The sequence below is a fragment of the Bacillus sp. FSL K6-3458 genome, assembly GCF_038005045.1.
Lineage (GTDB): Bacteria > Bacillota > Bacilli > Bacillales > Bacillaceae > Bacillus > Bacillus altitudinis.
Window position 1 is genome coordinate 1291516 of record NZ_JBBOSI010000001.1, and the last position, 16088, is coordinate 1307603.

Consider the following 16088-nt stretch of genomic DNA (forward strand, 5'->3'; position numbering starts at 1 on the left):
ACATTATTACAAAACACTTAATATAATATTCGTTTTAAGGGTGGATTGCAACCTTTTTTCAAGGAGGAATGGAAAAATGAATTGGGAAGCAGAAGTCATACGAAAAAAAGACAATTTGATTCAGGATACACAATCTTTTTTACAAATTGAAAGTGTCTTGGATGAAGAAGGCGGCATAGCAGGAAAACCGTTTGGTGAAAAAGTGGATGAGGCTCTTCAGTATATGCTCAAAAAAGGGCAGGACGAGGGCTTCAAAGTGAAAAATGTTGATGGTTATGCTGGTCATATTGAATATGGAGAAGGCGAAGATATCGTCGGTGTGCTATGCCATGTGGATGTCGTGCCTGCGGGAGACGACTGGACAACCCCGCCATTTTCAGCGGACATAAGAGAAAATAAAATCTTTGCAAGAGGAGCCATTGATGATAAAGGGCCGACCATGGCGGCGTTTTACGCATTGAAAATGTTAAAAGATGCCGGTCTACCGCTGTCGAAAAAGATTCGAATCATCATTGGCACAGATGAAGAAAGCGATTGGAGATGCGTCGATCACTATTTCAAGCATGAGGCGATGCCGCAAATTGGGTTTGCGCCAGATGCTGATTTTCCAATTATTCATGCTGAAAAAGGGATCATAGATGCCATCGTATCCTTTACATACGAACAATCAGAAGAAAACAAGCGTTACATCCTTAAGCAATTCACATCAGGCATGCGTCTCAATATGGTCCCAGATGAGGCTCGCGCGATTGTGGCAGCAGCAAATGATCACGATGCTGAAGCATTAAAAACGGCTTTTGCAGCCTATCTTGCGGAAAATCAGTTAACCGGTGAGACAAACCATACAGCAGATGGACTGACATTCACATTAAAAGGTGTATCAGTTCATGCAATGGAGCCGGCGAATGGCACAAATGCGGGCATTCATATGGCGAATTTCTTATGTGCGCATGAATTAGATGAAAGAGGGCTCGCTTTTACATCACAAATAAATGCTTTATTTGATCAAGACACAAGAGGACAAAAACTCGGCATCGCTTGTAAAGATGATATTAGTGGTGACTTGACCTTGAATGTTGGCACAATCCGCTATTCGCAAAACGAAGAAGCGAAGCTTGGGCTGAATGTCCGCTATCCCGTAACAGCGGACGGTGAGGAAGTCAAAAAAGGGATTGAACGAATAAAAGGGGCAGCGATTGAGAAATTTGATGACAGTCCTCCTCATCACGTCTCAAAAGACCATCCACTTGTGAAAACATTACAGCGTGTCTACGAAGAACAAACAGGAGATCCTGCCCATCTTATTGCGATTGGGGGAGGAACGTATGCAAGGTCATTAGAAGCAGGCGTTGCCTTTGGCCCTCTATTCCCTGGAAGACCTGATTGTGCACATCAAAAGGATGAATATATCGAAATCGATGATTTACTACGAGCAACTGCGCTATATGCACAAGCCATGTATGAATTGGCGAAATAAAAAAGGATAGAGAAGAGGGGATTCACCGTGAAAAAAATGTTCTTATGCTCTTCATTCAAAGACAGCTATTCTCTCTTGTCTGACTTTGCAGGCGACACCTTAAAAGGAAAAAGTGTGACATTCATTCCGGCAGCCAGTGAAGTGGAAGAAGTCACGCACTATGTCGATGCAGCAAAAGAAGCCTTTCATCAATTAGAAATGCGTGTAGAGACTGTTCAGCTGACCGGGCAAACGGTTCAGGAAATCACACAGATCATTGGAAAGAATGATGTCATGTATGTATCTGGCGGCAATACCTTTTATTTGCTGCAAGAATTAAGAAAGCACGGGCTCGATCGTGTATTGAAAGAAGAGATCGGCAAAGGCAAGCTGTATATCGGAGAATCCGCGGGGAGTATTATCATGGCGCCAAGCATTGAATACATCTCACTGATGGATGATCAGGAGAAAGCGCTAGAATTATCTTCCTTTGAAGGATTCAATGAGATCAACAGCTATCCGGTACCGCATATAAACAATCCTTATTTAGGTGAAGCCGCGCAGCATATCATAGAGAAAGATCAAAATACGCTCTCTTTATGCCCGCTCACTGATGAACAAGTTTTACTTGTGACAGGCGAACAGACTGAGGTCAAGACGGTCTGAGTTGTTCCTTCCTAGGGCTGCAAAGGTTTTTGAAAAGAAGACAAAGGGCTAAAATCAAGTTCATTTTAGCCCTTTGTCAACAATCTGAAAGGAACAGGAGCATACGCCCTGTTCCTTTTTTAATCTTGAAACACATCACTTGATAAATAGCGTTCACCCGTGTCTGCTGTCATACAAATGACAATGTGATCCTTTGGCATTTGCTTGGCTGCTTCAATGGCTGCATAGCATGCCGCGCCAGATGATGGACCGACTAAAATACCTTCAAGACGGGCGAGCTTTCGTGTGATGTCGTAAGCATCTTCATCACTCACTTGTACAATCTCATCATACACCTGTTCGTTTAAAATTTGTGGGATAAATCCTGGACTTGTGCCAACAAGTTTATGTTTACCAGGTTTCCCGCCTGATAAAACAGGAGACCCCTTTGGCTCTGCCACATGTATCGTCAATTCCGGGAATGCTTTTTTGAGTTCCTCTCCAGTGCCTGTAATGGTTCCGCCAGTTCCAGCAGTTGCGACAAAAGCGGCAAGCGGCTGCCCAATCTGTTGCACTGCATCAATAATTTCTACAGCCGTTGTCCCTCTATGAGCATCGGGGTTCGCACCATTGTCAAATTGCATGGGAATAAAGCTGTTAGGAATTTGAGCAGCTAATTCTTCTGCCTTGCGAATACAGCCTGGCATTTTTTCCTCCCCCGGGGTTAAGACGACCTGTGCGCCGTATGCCTTTAAAATATTGATTCTTTCTTGGGTCATCGTATCAGGCATGATCAGAATGGCTTTGTAGCCTCTTGCAGCAGCGTTCATCGCTAAGCCAATTCCTGTATTCCCGCTTGTTGGTTCAATAATCGTTGCCCCTTTTGTGAGCTTTCCTTGTTTTTCTGCCTCAAGGATCATATTGTAAGCAGCCCGATCTTTTACACTTCCGCTAGGATTAAATGATTCCAGTTTTAAATAAATAGCAGCGCCATGTTCTGGCTGAAGGCGCTGTAATTTTACAAGTGGTGTATGACCTATTAATTCAGCTATATTTTGTGCAACCTTCATCATGTGACACCCTTTCTTCTCATTCCGCATTACTTTAGTTATACTATCATCAATGGGGATTCGTAAAGTTTGTTAAAAAGGACAGGTGAAAATATGGCCGAAAGCCGTCATTATTTTATCGGGATTCCAATCCCTGAACAACTCGCGTATCAAATGAAAGCGGATATAGACAAGAGGAGCGGACTTTCCTTTCAAAAATGGACAGCACCCATTGATTATCATGTCACCCTTGTGTTTTTAGGTGCGATTCCAGAGGACCGTTTAAATAAGATTTCTGAGCTACTTGCACAGCTGTCTCCTGAGGTGTCTGCTTTCCCGCTGAAGCTGAATGAAGTAGGGATATTTGGCCAAAAGGAGCGGCCGAGAGTCTTTTTTGCAAAGCCTAGTGAAAGTAAGCCTTTGATGGATCTTAGAGAAAAAGTGAAAGCAGCCGTTTTGACAGCAGGTCATCCTGTCGAAAAGAGACCCTTTCATCCACATATGACGATTGCGCGCAAATGGAATAGGGAACAGTCCTATATAGAACAAGCACCCTTACGGAAAGAACCATATTCGATGGAGGTTTCTAGTATCGCTTTATTTGAAATCCGTCTAAAAGAAACCCCGCGTTATCACGCGATCAAACAATTTACACTACATAAATGATTCTAGAGGTTGGAGTGAGCAGCAGATGGCGCAAATTATTAAAATCCAAGATTATATATCACGATATGAACAAGACCCTTATCATTACATCAATCAGTTTATTCGGTTGAAAAAACAAAGATGGGACGAGTTAAAAAAGGCTTCCAAAGAGCAGGTGCAAAAGCAGGCTGACCAAGCCATCGAGCAAGCACCTGAACAAGAGGAAGAAAAGAGAAAGAAATTCTCCTTAAAAAGAAAGCAAAAAGAAGCCGATATGAAAAAGGAACGGGACCTGAGTCTTTTTAACGAGCCAACAGATATAGAACAAGGTGTCTTTACAAACGTTCCTACCGATGAAACGAAGCTGATTCACTTTTTTAAAGATCATCTTTACGATGTTCAGTTAAAATGGGCCAGCTCGACGATCTCTCATATTTCAACTGTCTCCCATCACATTCGCTATGATGAAAAGCTGCGGATGCTTGCAAGGCAGCTGCCAGATTCTTATTTTGTGATGTACAAGCCGGTGCTGCTCATTCAAAAAGCTGAGATGGAATTGTGTCCAGTGCTCATTACACCGCTTGAAGTCATCTGTTTATCTTTCTTAGAAGCAGAGCCAGACAGCGTATATATTGGATCGAAGGAACGTTTTTGGGAAAAGCGGGCGACGGGAAAAGCTGTTCAATCCGTTTTAAACCCTTGTGCAAGCCTTCTGCGCTCTGGAACTGTTGTGTCAAAAATTTTACAGCAAAGTGGTGTAGAGCTTCCTGTGAAAAAAATCCTCATCAGCCGCACCTCGTATATTGATTTGCCCGAAGTTCCATTCGGGATGAAGGTTGTCGATAAGAAGAAAGCGGAGGATTGGTTTGAAAAGCAGCGGAAAAACACGGCGCCGACAAAGCACCAGCAATTCAAAGCGACAAAGGCATTGCTCGCTTATGGTGAATCAGACAGCAAAAGAAGGCAGGAATGGCTCGATTAAAGGCATATCAAGGTCACCAAAAAATGAGACCTGAGTGGAGCTAATATATGAATGAATGGTACTTTATCGTCAATCCAGCAGCAGGACAAGGAAAAGGACTCCGCACTTGGAGAAGCATAGAGAAAGAATTACAAAAGGTAGAGATCTCATACAGATCGTTTCTTACCCAGCATGAAGGACATGCCGAAGTTTTGGCGAGACAGATTAGCGCTATGCAAGACGACAGATTGAAACGGTTGATCGTCATTGGTGGTGACGGTACATTTCATGAAGTACTGAATGGTTTAAAAGAAATTGATCATGTGCAGCTAAGCTTTGTCCCAGCAGGTCATTGGAATGATGCTGCGAAGGGGCTGGGCATCCAGCGTCATGATGTGATCAAAGAAGTGAGAAAACAAAAGAGGATGCTGACGAAAACATTTTCTCTCGGTTCCTTTCAAGATCATGCAGAAAGTCCGCAATCTGTTCTTTTTCTCAATCATATTGGTGTTGGTTTTGATGCGCATGTCTTGAAGAGAACGGTCCATTTTAGAGGGAAAAAGTGGCTCAACCGACTCAAACTCGGATTTATCATCTATCCGCTGTCCTTTCTACATTCGTTATGGTCTTTCAAACCGTTTGACCTTGCTCTTTTTATTGAAAATGAGAGAAAAGTTTTTCGCCAAGTGTGGTTTGTGATCGTATGTAATCACCCATATTATGGAGGCGGGCTGGAAGCAGCGCCGGAAGCAAGTGCGAGGCAATCAGGATTTCAAACAATCGTTGTCACGGATTTGAATCCATTGAAAGTCCTCTTATTTTTAAGTGCAATGGTTTTTAAAAAGCACCTTGTAATGGAGGGAGTCACCCTTTTTCAGCATGAAGAAGCCTACTTGGAGGCAGATGAAAAAATCCTATTTCACGCTGATGGAGAAGTGATTGGCGCCACTCCAGTGTTTGTTAAGGCTAGTGATCGATCGTTAAAATTACGTGGCTAAGAAGCAGCCAGTGTGCGCACGAGCAAAAGAAACATGAAAAAAGACTTCCCTTTTCATAAGGTTCTTGTCCTGTTTTTCTAGTTTTGCTTGACGAGTATAAGAAGGTAGCGATAAAATCTATAGGACGGCTATTGTTTAGCATCTCATTCTCAATAGCTGTCCTTTTTGTTTTTATGATCATATAAATAAAAAATAAACAGCCAATTGATCTCAATCGGCTGAATTTTGTCGACTAAAAAAGCATGATATAAAATATTTTAAGAAATGATGGGTTGAAAATTGATATGAACTGGTTGGGACAAATATTAGGTAGCGAATGGCACATCTCTCCTGCTGGAGGCGCTACGGGAGATGCGTACTTCGCAACACACAATGACCAAAAGCTATTTTTAAAACGCAATACGTCACCGTTTCTTGCGGTTTTGTCAGCTGAAGGCATTGTGCCGAAGCTTGTCTGGACAAAACGGATGGAAAATGGGGATGTCATTACTGCGCAGCACTGGCTGAGCGGCAGAGAGCTGAAGCCAAAGGACATGAATGACCGTCCTGTAGCGGAGCAGCTAAGAAAAATTCATACATCAAAAGAGCTGCTCGATATGCTGAAACGATTAGAAAAGCACTCGCTTGACCCGGCATCGATCTTGATGCATCTCAAGGCATCGATCTTAAAAGAGCAGATTGACTCACATGATATCACGCGCGCCATCCAGTATTTAGAGAAACATGTGGAGGCAGTTCATTTCGAGGATAAGGTCGTTTGCCATTGTGACCTCAACCATAATAATTGGCTGCTGACAGATGAAAACCAGCTCTATTTAATTGATTGGGACGGAGCAATGATTGCGGATCCAGCGATTGATCTTGGACCGCTCTTATACCATTATGTTGAAGAAGAGAACTGGGAAAGCTGGCTCTCAATGTATGGTGCTCCGCTGACCGACAACTTGCGAAAACGCATGGCATGGTATGTGCTGGCTGAAACCGTCTCGTTTGTCGTTTGGCATAAAAGAAAAGGAAATGAAAAGGCGCAAAAAGAAGTGCAAGCCGAGCTACATGCACTCTTAAAACGGTTAAACATCCATTAAGACAGTGGAATGTTCTCGACCCAGTCAGATAGATGCGATTGATGCGCTTCGATATGTGCATCAATTGAACTGACAGAGGTACCTTTTTGGCTGTAATCATAAATATCTGTTAGTAGCTGACGAACGTCAGCATCCAAATCTTCTTTTGCCAGCATTAATTGAATTACGCGTCCCACCTGTTCATATTCTGCAACAGTCCCGCAGCAATCCAGCTGGTGATCAGTTAAAATATCTTTGATTAATTGAAGCTGATGTTGGCGGTTTAATCCCATACGTATGCTCCTTTCAGGGCGTGTCATTTATGTGGTTAAACTGTGCATTCAGCTTTGATTTTATACATGAAGCAGACCAGCCCAATTAGCAGCTGGTCTTTTTCATATGTGCGTATAAGATGCTGTCTTGCGGCTCTTTATGTTTCATGGTATCTTGATAAAATGTAAAGAAAATAGAGGTGTATCAAATTGAGAATGCGACATAAACCATGGGCGGATGATTACTTAGCTGAAAATGCTCATATTGCTTTAGCCAACCCTGAACAATACAAAGGGAAATGGCATGAGCTGTTTGGAAATGATCATCCAATCCATATCGAAGTCGGTACAGGAAAAGGGAGTTTTATTGCCGGAATGGGCAAGCTTCATCCTGAGATAAACTATATCGGCATTGAATTATTTAAAAGTGTCATTGTGACGGCAGTCGATAAAATCAAAGAAACAGATGTAGAAAACGTAAAGCTTCTAAACATCAACGCAGAGACACTGACAGATGTCTTTGCGGAAAATGAGATTGATCGGGTGTATTTGAACTTCTCTGATCCGTGGCCAAAATCAAGGCATGAAAAACGTAGGTTGACGTTTAAAGCCTTTTTAAAGCGATATGAACAGATCCTCCGTCCAGGCGGTGAATTACATTTCAAAACCGATAACCGCGGACTATTTGAATATTCCTTGAAAAGCTTTTCGTCTTACGGACTACTTTTAACATATGTGAGCCTTGATTTACATGAGGATGGTCTCGAAGGAAATGTCATGACAGAATATGAAGAGAAATTCTCTTCCATGGGACAACCGATCTATCGATCAGAAGTAAAATTCCCTGAATAACAAGCGAAAAAAGCTGGCTGCAACGAACGATTGCGGTCAGCTTTTTTTGATAAAAGATTAGCACATGCGATTTTCCTTTGTATTTGCTACGATAGAAAAAGGAGGGATGACAGCAATGGAGACAATGAAAATAGGTGAAATGGAACTGTTCTGGTTAAATGGGGGAGATACACACATGGATGGCGGTGCCATGTTTGGCGTGGTGCCAAAGCCATTATGGTCAAAAAAATACCCTGTGAATGATCGAAATCAAATTGAATTACGGTGTGATCCAATGCTCATACGGTGGAACGGTCTTCATCTGTTAGTAGATTCCGGCATCGGGTCAGGGAAGCTGACAGAGAAACAAAAACGCAATTATGGCGTCACAGAGGAAACGAAAATAGAAGAATCACTTGCGGCTCTCGGTTTGCGCCCATCTGATATAGATTACGTCTTAATGACTCATTTGCATTTTGATCATGCAAGCGGGCTGACAAAACGTGAAGGCGATAAGCTTGTGTCTGTTTTTCAGCAGGCCAAAATCATCACGTCCAAAATTGAATGGGACGAAATGAGAGCGCCGAACATCCGCTCAAGAAATACATATTGGAAAGAAAACTGGGAGCCTGTTGCCGATCAAGTCATGACATTTGAAGATAGCATTGAAGTAACAGAAGGCATTCGCCTGCATCATACAGGTGGACATAGCGATGGACATAGCATCTTAACGCTCACAAGTCAGGGAGAAACAGCTATTCATTTAGCGGATATCATGCCGACACACGCTCATAAAAACCCGCTTTGGGTCTTGGCATACGATGATTATCCAATGACCTCGATCCCAGCGAAACAAAAATGGCAGGCATTTGCCGAAGAAAACAATGCATGGTACTTGTTTTATCATGATGCCATCTACCGTGCTGTAAAGTGGGATGAAGACGGGGCAATGACCCATGAGGTCAAAAGAGAAACCGGAAGATAAAAGATCATCTGTATGTTTTTTCACCTTTCACACAAAATAACGACAAAATGAACTTGTGAAAGGAAGAGTGCAGGTGAATCAATTTTATCGTGTACATGGTGATGTCATCGAGACACCGTTAAGAGGGATCGAAGTCATGTCTGTCCCTTATTTAAACAAAGGGGTCGCATTTACAAAGGAAGAGCGGGAAGAGCTTGGGCTAAAGGGATTTCTGCCGCCGAAGGTGTTAACACTAGAAGATCAAGCAAAGCGTGCATATGAACAGTTCAAAGCACAGCCAGACGCACTTGGGAAAAATGTCTATTTAACTGCGCTTCATGACAGAAATGAAGTGCTCTTTTATAAATTATTAAATGAGCATTTGGCAGAAATGCTGCCGATTGTTTACACACCGACCGTAGGAACAGCGATTCAGCGTTACAGCCACGAGTATAGAAAGCCAAGAGGAATTTATTTATCCATTGATGACCTAGAAGGAATGGAAGAAATTTTTGCAACTTACGGAGTGGATGAATCAATTGATCTCATTGTCGCAACAGATGCAGAAGGAATTTTAGGCATCGGTGACTGGGGTGTAGGCGGAATCGCCATTTCAGTCGGGAAGCTGGCTGTTTATACAGCCGCAGCAGGTATTGATCCTAGTCGTGTGCTGGCAGTGGTACTTGATGCTGGGACCAACCAGGAAAGCCTTTTAAATGATCCGCTTTATGTGGGAAATCAGCACTCCCGCGTTCGAGGAGAGCGCTATGATCAGTTTATTGATCAATATGTTGAGCTTGCCCGTGCGACTTTTCCAAATGCACTTCTTCACTGGGAAGACTTCGGTACAAAAAATGCGCGCGCCATTTTGGAAAAATATAAGGACCGTATTTGTACATTTAATGATGATATTCAAGGAACTGGAGCCGTTTCACTTGCTGCCGTTCTGGCTTGTGCAAAAGCATCGAAGGTTCCGCTGAAAGATCACCGAATCGTGATCTTTGGAGCAGGTACAGCAGGGATTGGTATAGCCGAGCAAATTCGTGATGCCATCGTGAGAGATGGTGTCAAAGAAGAGGAATCATATGATCATTTCTGGTGTATTGATAAAACGGGATTGCTCACAGATGATTCACCCGACATTCAGCCATTCCAAAAGCCGTATGCAAGACGTTCTGATGAAGTGAAGGATTATGCACGTAATGGTCCAAAGCATTCAATTGATTTGTTAGAGGTCGTGAAGCAGGCGAAACCTACGATCTTAATTGGTACCTCAACTGTAGGTGGGGCATTTACAGAGGAAATAGTGAAAGAAATGGCGTCACATGTAGAGCGGCCAGCGATTTTACCGATGTCAAACCCAACACCTCTTTCAGAGGCAAAGCCGGAAGATCTCATTGAATGGACAGAAGGACGTGCGCTTGTCACAACGGGAAGCCCGTTTGATCCAGTTGAATATGGCGGTGTGACATATGAAATTGGGCAGGCAAATAATGCCCTTGTGTTTCCAGGGCTTGGTCTTGGAACGATTGTGTGTAAAGCCCGCCTCATGACAGACAGCATGTTTGTTGCGAGTGCTGAAGCGATTGCGAGCATGGTCAATGTCGGAAAACCGGGTGCTGCGATGCTTCCAAGTGTTGATCAGCTCAGAACGGTTTCAGCGACAGTGGCTGTCCGGGTGGCACAAGCAGCGATTGACGAAGGAATTGCGGAAGAAACCCCTGATGACCTCATTCAGGCTGTGCAAGACGCCATGTGGCACCCTGTATACAAAAAAATCAAAGCCATCTAAAAAAGCTTCGCAAGGACTTGTCTTTGCGAAGCTTTCTTATTAAGCAACAGAATCAATGACATCAACGATCATGCCTGTTTTTGCATCAATCATGACTTCATACTGTTCCAGCTCGCCAAAGGCGGAGCGTGTAATGCCAGATTTGTACACATCAATCGTTTCACCATTTACGGTATACGGTTCTGGTACAGTATAAATCCAAGAGCCATCAATCGGACCGCGCTGTTTAAAAGCGGATTTCACAATTTTTAACGCTTTTTCAGACGAGATATACGTCGGGAAAAAGACTTTCTTTGCAACAATTGCAGCGGCTACGCCAATACTCGCACCAATCAGAACATGTTTTAACTTCAACGTGCTGCACCTCCGTATTGCTGTTTTTTCCATTATACAAAACTTGTCCAGCGATGTTAAGAAATCCGAATACTTGAAAGCATATTCAAAATTTCTGGAGAGATACTTGGAAAACCGAAAGAATTCTTATAGTATAAAGTGAGTGTTATTTTTATAGGAATTTATATGGTCATTACATAGAAATGAGGGTAACTGTCAAATGAACGAAGAAACAATGTCGCTTTTCCGAAATTTAACAGAACTACAAGGGACTCCAGGTAATGAGCACCATGTGCGTGCTTTTATGAAAAAGGAACTTGAGAAATATTCCGATGAACTCATACAGGATCGTCTTGGCGGAGTGTTTGGTGTCCGCAAAGGCCCAGAGAACGCGCCGAAGATTATGGTGGCTGGTCATATGGATGAAGTCGGCTTTATGGTGTCATCCATTACGAAAAACGGAATGATTCGTTTTCAAACACTTGGCGGCTGGTGGAGTCAAGTGATGCTTGCGCAGCGTGTGGATGTTCATACGGATCACGGGCCAATTCCAGGCGTTGTATCGAGCACACCTCCTCACCTTCTGACACCAGAACAAAAAAGCAAACCAGTAAAACCGTCAGATATGCTGATTGATATTGGTGCAGACAGTGAAGAAGAAGCGAAAGAGCTTGGCGTTCGCCCAGGGCAGCAAATCGTTCCTGCAACGGTCTTTACCCCAATGGCCAATCCAAAAAAGATTTTAGCCAAAGCTTGGGATAACCGTTATGGGTGCGGACTTGCCATTGAATTATTGAAAGAATTAAAAGACGAAGCTCTTTCATGTCAGCTATATTCAGGCGCCACCGTACAAGAGGAAGTAGGGCTCAGAGGGGCTGAGGTAGCTGCGAATATGATTCAGCCTGATCTGTTCTTTGCTCTAGATGCGAGTCCCGCAAATGATGTGACGGGAGACAAATCACAATTTGGCCAGCTTGGAAAAGGTGCACTTCTTCGTATTTATGATCGCACGATGATTACGCATCGAGGCATGAGAGAATTTGTTCTCGATACAGCCGAAACAAACAATATCCCATACCAATACTTCGTATCGCCAGGCGGTACGGATGCTGGACGTGTCCATATCTCAAATCAAGGTGTACCGTCTGCTGTTATTGGTGTGTGTGCGCGTTACATTCATACAAGTCACTCTGTCTTGCATGTGGATGATTATGCAGCGGCAAAAGAATTAATTGTTCGTCTTGTGAAAAATTGTGATCAAAGCACGGTGGATTCGATTTATCAACAAGTGTAAACGATAAGAAAAAGGCTGCCTCTTTTAAGAGCACAGCCTTCAGCGTGTAGACAAACCCTCGCATTCTTTGTCAGTCCTGCGTGCCGGTGCTCACGAATGTCAAATTCGCTCCGCGCCAGTACTCGACCTTCCTAGGGCTGCAAAGGTTTTCTATCACGCTGAAACGAAGAAAAAGGGCTAAAATCAAGTTCATTTTAGCCCTTTTTCTTATTCTTGTTCAAACACGTATGACAACGCCTTAATTGCTTGATTCACTGTTTCGACAGTGATATTTGCTTTGTTTGATAGTTCCTTTAGTGGATGATGTAATTCTTTAGGACGAATCAAAATAAGGGGTTTTCCTTTGGCGATGGCAGAAGAAGCATCCATTGCCGTGTTCCACTGTTTATATTTCTCACCAAAGCGGGCGATGACAACGTCTGCCTTATTTAATAATAGTTCGGTGCGGAAATTGTTCAAATCAGAAGCCGCATCGTCTTTCAAGATGGCATTTGGCTGCCCGCCTAAAATATCTTCTCCGATGTTATCTGATCGGTCATGATTCTCCATTGGACCAACAAACGTCACTGGTAGTTTCAAAGACTGGCTTTTTTCCTTAATTTCATCGCGCCACTGGCTATGAATTTCTCCAGCTAAATAAACCGTTAATTGCATAACAATCTCCTCCTTGTGCACAAACTTAGTAAAGGTTTGCCCTGTTTCTTTTCATGTTACACAAGAAGTGCTTGATAAAGCAAAAAAAATATGATTATGATATTCATGGTAGAGACTATTTTTCATCGTAAGAAGACTACATATAATGGGAAGGACAGGCCTCTTCGTCTTTCCTATGAGAAAGCAGGAAGACGACGTTGATGACTTATTTAAAAAGAAAGGGTATTTCCCTTTCGCCAAAGGTGTATTTTATTGATGCACTCTCTTATATGGCTTTAGGTCTATTTGCTACATTAGTGGTAGGGCTGATTTTAAAAACAGCAGGCGGCCTGTTATCATTTCCTCTCATCGTGGAAATGGGAACGCTCGCTATGGGGCTGATGGGACCAGCAATTGGCGTAGCGGTTGCTTATCGCTTAAACGCTTCTCCTTTAATTATTTTCGCAAGTGTTGTTTCAGGTGCCGCTGGAGCAGAGCTTGGGGGACCCGCTGGAAGCTTCGTGGCTGCTCTCATTGGTGTGGAATTAGGCAAACTGATCAGTGGTGAGACAAGAATTGATATTATTTTAACGCCACTTGTTACTATTATCACAGGTTTTCTCACCGCTGCTTTCATCGGCCCTGGGATTCAGGCGGTGATGACAGGGCTCGGCAGGCTGATCGTATGGGGGACTGACCAAAGTCCACTCATCATGGGCATGCTGGTTGCAACCATTGTTGGACTTGCTCTTAGCTCACCGATTTCAAGCGCTGCGCTTGCGCTGATGCTTGATTTAAGCGGTCTTGCTGCTGGTGCGGCGACGATTGGCTGCTGCGCGCAGATGGTCGGCTTTGCTGCTGCAGGATTTAGGGAAAATCGTTTTGGCGGTCTTGCTGCGGTAGGCATTGGAACCTCAAAACTACAGCTGCCGAACATTGTGAAAAATCCGCTCATTCTCATTCCGCCGACGATTGCAGGATTGATTCTTGCGCCAATTGGTATTATTGGCTTTGGGATGGTCAATAATGCGGCAGGAGCGGGTATGGGAACGAGCGGTCTTGTCGGCCAGCTCATGACACTCACAGTCATGGGATTTCATCCTTCCGTTTTCCTCGCAATTGCTCTCTTGCATATCGTTGGCCCGGCAGTGATTAGTTTGGTAGTATCAGAATGGATGAGAAAGAAAGGCTATATACAATTCGGAGATTTAAGTATACAAACTGGAGGAATCAAACATGAAAAAAATTGAATCAAACGAAGAATTACAAAAAGTGATTCAAGAAGACTTAACTGTATTACTATTTTCAGCTGACTGGTGCCCGGACTGCACATTTATTGAGCCGTTTTTGCCAGAGCTTGAAGCAAACTATCCAGAATTTGAATACTTCTATGTGGATAGAGATCAGTTTATCGACACTTGTGCAGAGTGGGAAATTTACGGAATTCCAAGCTTTTTAGTCTTTAAAAACGGACAAGAGATCAACCGTTTTGTCAGCAAAGATCGTAAGACAAAGGAAGAGATTGAAGCATTTTTAACAGATTCTCTTTCTAAATAACGAAAGGAGAGTCTTATCATGGCGAAAATGACATCAAGACAGCTTGCCAATCAATTGAAAAGCCGTCTGACGAACGACAGCTGGATCCACCAGTTTGACAGGGAAAAAGATACGCTTCGTGTGGAAGATAAACATACAGGAAAGGGCATCACGCTTGAGCTCCCGCCGATTATTGCAAAGTGGGAAGTAAAGCCTGATGAAACACTGGATGAGATCGTTTATTATGTGAAAGAGGCGCTCAGCGCAATGAAAGGTGAAGCGCAGCACATCTCAGGCAAAGAGAAGCACATTTATCCGGTCATTCGTTCAACGTCCTTTCCAGAAACATCAAGTGATGAGATTCCGCTCGTTTTTGATGAGCATACAGCAGAGACAAGAATCTACTATGCACTTGACCTTGGAAGCACCTACAGATTAATTGACGAGAAGATGCTGCAAAAGGAAAACTGGACAAAAGAACGAATCAGAGAAACCGCAAGTTTTAACGTCCGTTCACTAAAGACTGTCGTGAAAATGGATGAAGTGGCGGGCAACCGTTTTTATTTTTTCCGTGCAAACGACGGGTACGATGCAAGCAGAATTTTAAATGAATCGATTTTACAAGAATACGCGCAAAAAGTAGAGGGGCAAATGGCCATTTCCGTTCCCCATCAAGATGTGTTCATCATTGCAGATGTACGCAATGAATCAGGCTATGATATTTTAGGGCAAATGTCGATGAGCTTCTTCGCCAGCGGCACGGTTCCGATTACGGCCTTGTCATTTTTATATGACGAAGGCAAGCTTGAACCGATCTTTATTCTTGCAAAAAGCAGACCAAAACAGCAGTAGAAGGGAATTTTGAAGAATGAACGTTTTTTATAATGCAGAAGGTGTCGGCGACACACTCCTTATTTCATTGAAAGATGTAACAAGAGAAGAAGTAGGTCATGAAACGTTTGGAGATGTCGTAAGAATCTTCAATCAAGACACAAAAGAAACAACAGGTTTTAATATTTTCAATGCATCTACTTACATGAAAATTGAAGAAAACGGATCTGTACCGCTTTCTGAAACGCTTGTTCAAGATATCAATGAAATTTTAAACCGCAACGGTGTCAGTGAAACATTAACAGTTGATCTATCACCTAAGTTTGTGGTCGGTTATGTGAAGGAAAAAGAAAAACATCCAAATGCAGATAAACTGAACATTTGCCAAGTAGATGTTGGCGATGAAACCTTACAAATCGTGTGCGGTGCACCAAACGTTGATCAAGGTCAATATGTTGTGGTTGCAAAGGTCGGTGCTGTGATGCCGAGCGGTTTGGTGATCAAAGATGCTGAACTAAGAGGTGTTCCTTCAAGCGGAATGATTTGTTCTGCAAAAGAATTAGATCTTCCGAATGCGCCTGCTGAAAAAGGAATCCTTGTTCTAGAAGGAAGCCGCCAAGCTGGCGAACCATTTGAAGCGTAACCTCCCATAAACGGGTACAAATGAGCGAAGAATGTGTTATACCAAAAGTCACTAAGTACGTACTTAGTGACTTTTTTTCATCTATAGACAGCATGAACAGCAAAGCGTAGCACTTTTCTCGCTTTTCTGCATGAAAAAGCA

The 16088-nt window shown here is 43.1% G+C and carries 18 protein-coding genes; 14 read left to right on the plus strand and 4 right to left on the minus strand.

The features are described 5' to 3' along the window. The first annotated feature begins 76 nt into the window (after window positions 1-76). Both pepV and MHH23_RS06785 read left to right on the plus strand, forming a co-directional pair. Window positions 77-1477 carry a dipeptidase PepV gene (gene pepV / locus MHH23_RS06780; RefSeq protein WP_217967901.1) on the plus strand — a complete coding sequence of 467 codons (1401 nt, stop codon included), beginning with the start codon at window positions 77-79 and terminating at the stop codon, window positions 1475-1477. Window positions 1478-1504: 27 nt separating this feature from the next. Next, entirely contained in the window at window positions 1505-2122 is a 618-nt protein-coding gene (locus MHH23_RS06785; protein WP_041093424.1) for a Type 1 glutamine amidotransferase-like domain-containing protein, read from the plus strand. 119 nt (window positions 2123-2241) lie between these two features. Here MHH23_RS06785 and cysK read toward each other — a convergent pair whose 3' ends face one another. Continuing rightward, window positions 2242-3171, minus strand: coding sequence for a cysteine synthase A (gene cysK / locus MHH23_RS06790; protein WP_039964135.1), 930 nt, complete (start codon window positions 3169-3171; stop codon window positions 2242-2244). Between the two features lie 93 nt (window positions 3172-3264). Between cysK and thpR the strand changes: the two genes are divergently transcribed. From thpR to MHH23_RS06810, 4 genes are all read left to right on the plus strand, one after another. Further along, complete coding sequence (thpR, locus tag MHH23_RS06795) at window positions 3265-3816, plus strand: RNA 2',3'-cyclic phosphodiesterase (protein WP_024719290.1); 552 nt, start codon at window positions 3265-3267, stop codon at window positions 3814-3816. Between the two features lie 25 nt (window positions 3817-3841). Continuing rightward, the gene (locus MHH23_RS06800; RefSeq protein ID WP_340959130.1) at window positions 3842-4777 is read left to right on the plus strand and encodes a hypothetical protein; all 936 of its coding nucleotides are present in this window, start codon (window positions 3842-3844) and stop codon (window positions 4775-4777) included. Window positions 4778-4824: 47 nt separating this feature from the next. Further along, window positions 4825-5754: a YegS/Rv2252/BmrU family lipid kinase gene (locus MHH23_RS06805; protein WP_039168406.1), complete on the plus strand. Its 930-nt coding sequence runs from the start codon at window positions 4825-4827 to the stop codon at window positions 5752-5754. A 284-nt stretch (window positions 5755-6038) separates the two neighbouring features. After that, window positions 6039-6839: a phosphotransferase family protein gene (locus tag MHH23_RS06810; RefSeq protein ID WP_025207816.1), complete on the plus strand. Its 801-nt coding sequence runs from the start codon at window positions 6039-6041 to the stop codon at window positions 6837-6839. Here the strand turns inward: MHH23_RS06810 and MHH23_RS06815 are convergent. Then, window positions 6836-7111 (minus strand): YtzH-like family protein, encoded by a 276-nt coding sequence (locus tag MHH23_RS06815; protein ID WP_024719286.1) that lies wholly within the window; start codon window positions 7109-7111, stop codon window positions 6836-6838. The two genes, MHH23_RS06810 and MHH23_RS06815, sit on opposite strands and share 4 nt — an antisense overlap. A gap of 189 nt (window positions 7112-7300) precedes the next feature. Here MHH23_RS06815 and trmB point away from each other — a divergent pair, with 189 nt between their 5' ends. From trmB to MHH23_RS06830, 3 genes are all read left to right on the plus strand, one after another. Next, window positions 7301-7942 carry a tRNA (guanosine(46)-N7)-methyltransferase TrmB gene (gene trmB, locus MHH23_RS06820; protein ID WP_025207815.1) on the plus strand — a complete coding sequence of 214 codons (642 nt, stop codon included), beginning with the start codon at window positions 7301-7303 and terminating at the stop codon, window positions 7940-7942. Window positions 7943-8057: 115 nt separating this feature from the next. After that, a complete protein-coding gene (locus tag MHH23_RS06825) occupies window positions 8058-8906 on the plus strand; it encodes a YtnP family quorum-quenching lactonase (protein WP_045034171.1) in 849 nt (282 codons plus the stop codon). Between the two features lie 73 nt (window positions 8907-8979). Then, the gene (locus tag MHH23_RS06830; RefSeq protein WP_144667113.1) at window positions 8980-10677 is read left to right on the plus strand and encodes an NAD-dependent malic enzyme; all 1698 of its coding nucleotides are present in this window, start codon (window positions 8980-8982) and stop codon (window positions 10675-10677) included. A 39-nt stretch (window positions 10678-10716) separates the two neighbouring features. Here the strand turns inward: MHH23_RS06830 and MHH23_RS06835 are convergent, their stop codons facing one another. Then, window positions 10717-11031, minus strand: coding sequence for a PepSY domain-containing protein (locus tag MHH23_RS06835; protein ID WP_003217759.1), 315 nt, complete (start codon window positions 11029-11031; stop codon window positions 10717-10719). Window positions 11032-11230: 199 nt separating this feature from the next. Here MHH23_RS06835 and MHH23_RS06840 point away from each other — a divergent pair, with 199 nt between their 5' ends. Beyond that, the gene (locus MHH23_RS06840) at window positions 11231-12304 is read left to right on the plus strand and encodes a M42 family metallopeptidase (RefSeq protein WP_017358321.1); all 1074 of its coding nucleotides are present in this window, start codon (window positions 11231-11233) and stop codon (window positions 12302-12304) included. 207 nt (window positions 12305-12511) lie between these two features. Here the strand turns inward: MHH23_RS06840 and MHH23_RS06845 are convergent, their stop codons facing one another. After that, a complete protein-coding gene (locus MHH23_RS06845; RefSeq protein ID WP_007501817.1) occupies window positions 12512-12958 on the minus strand; it encodes a YtoQ family protein in 447 nt (148 codons plus the stop codon). A 200-nt stretch (window positions 12959-13158) separates the two neighbouring features. Here MHH23_RS06845 and MHH23_RS06850 point away from each other — a divergent pair, with 200 nt between their 5' ends. The 4 genes from MHH23_RS06850 to ytpR are packed head-to-tail and all read left to right on the plus strand — an operon-like array spanning window position 13159 to window position 15947. Further along, window positions 13159-14187, plus strand: a complete 1029-nt coding sequence (locus MHH23_RS06850) for a PTS transporter subunit IIC (RefSeq protein ID WP_019743715.1) — start codon at window positions 13159-13161, stop codon at window positions 14185-14187. Further along, window positions 14174-14494 carry a thioredoxin family protein gene (locus tag MHH23_RS06855; protein WP_003217665.1) on the plus strand — a complete coding sequence of 107 codons (321 nt, stop codon included), beginning with the start codon at window positions 14174-14176 and terminating at the stop codon, window positions 14492-14494. The genes MHH23_RS06850 and MHH23_RS06855 overlap by 14 nt, the downstream gene beginning before the upstream one ends. An 18-nt stretch (window positions 14495-14512) precedes the next feature. Further along, window positions 14513-15325 carry a DUF1444 domain-containing protein gene (locus MHH23_RS06860; RefSeq protein WP_326377492.1) on the plus strand — a complete coding sequence of 271 codons (813 nt, stop codon included), beginning with the start codon at window positions 14513-14515 and terminating at the stop codon, window positions 15323-15325. 16 nt (window positions 15326-15341) lie between these two features. After that, window positions 15342-15947, plus strand: coding sequence for a YtpR family tRNA-binding protein (gene ytpR / locus MHH23_RS06865; protein ID WP_007501813.1), 606 nt, complete (start codon window positions 15342-15344; stop codon window positions 15945-15947). Window positions 15948-16088 lie beyond the last annotated feature (141 nt).

Excerpts from the sequence above, each read along its gene's own strand:
- pepV (WP_217967901.1), top strand. The coding sequence starts at position 77 with ATGAATTGGGAAGCAGAAGTCATACGAAAAAAAGACAATTTGATTCAG.
- cysK (WP_039964135.1), bottom strand. The coding sequence starts at position 3,171 with ATGAAGGTTGCACAAAATATAGCTGAATTAATAGGTCATACACCACTT.
- thpR (WP_024719290.1), top strand. The coding sequence starts at position 3,265 with ATGGCCGAAAGCCGTCATTATTTTATCGGGATTCCAATCCCTGAACAA.
- MHH23_RS06800 (WP_340959130.1), top strand. The coding sequence starts at position 3,842 with ATGGCGCAAATTATTAAAATCCAAGATTATATATCACGATATGAACAA.
- MHH23_RS06805 (WP_039168406.1), top strand. The coding sequence starts at position 4,825 with ATGAATGAATGGTACTTTATCGTCAATCCAGCAGCAGGACAAGGAAAA.
- MHH23_RS06810 (WP_025207816.1), top strand. The coding sequence starts at position 6,039 with ATGAACTGGTTGGGACAAATATTAGGTAGCGAATGGCACATCTCTCCT.
- MHH23_RS06815 (WP_024719286.1), bottom strand. The coding sequence starts at position 7,111 with ATGGGATTAAACCGCCAACATCAGCTTCAATTAATCAAAGATATTTTA.
- MHH23_RS06825 (WP_045034171.1), top strand. The coding sequence starts at position 8,058 with ATGGAGACAATGAAAATAGGTGAAATGGAACTGTTCTGGTTAAATGGG.
- MHH23_RS06840 (WP_017358321.1), top strand. The coding sequence starts at position 11,231 with ATGAACGAAGAAACAATGTCGCTTTTCCGAAATTTAACAGAACTACAA.
- MHH23_RS06845 (WP_007501817.1), bottom strand. The coding sequence starts at position 12,958 with ATGCAATTAACGGTTTATTTAGCTGGAGAAATTCATAGCCAGTGGCGC.
- MHH23_RS06850 (WP_019743715.1), top strand. The coding sequence starts at position 13,159 with ATGACTTATTTAAAAAGAAAGGGTATTTCCCTTTCGCCAAAGGTGTAT.
- MHH23_RS06855 (WP_003217665.1), top strand. The coding sequence starts at position 14,174 with ATGAAAAAAATTGAATCAAACGAAGAATTACAAAAAGTGATTCAAGAA.
- MHH23_RS06860 (WP_326377492.1), top strand. The coding sequence starts at position 14,513 with ATGGCGAAAATGACATCAAGACAGCTTGCCAATCAATTGAAAAGCCGT.
- ytpR (WP_007501813.1), top strand. The coding sequence starts at position 15,342 with ATGAACGTTTTTTATAATGCAGAAGGTGTCGGCGACACACTCCTTATT.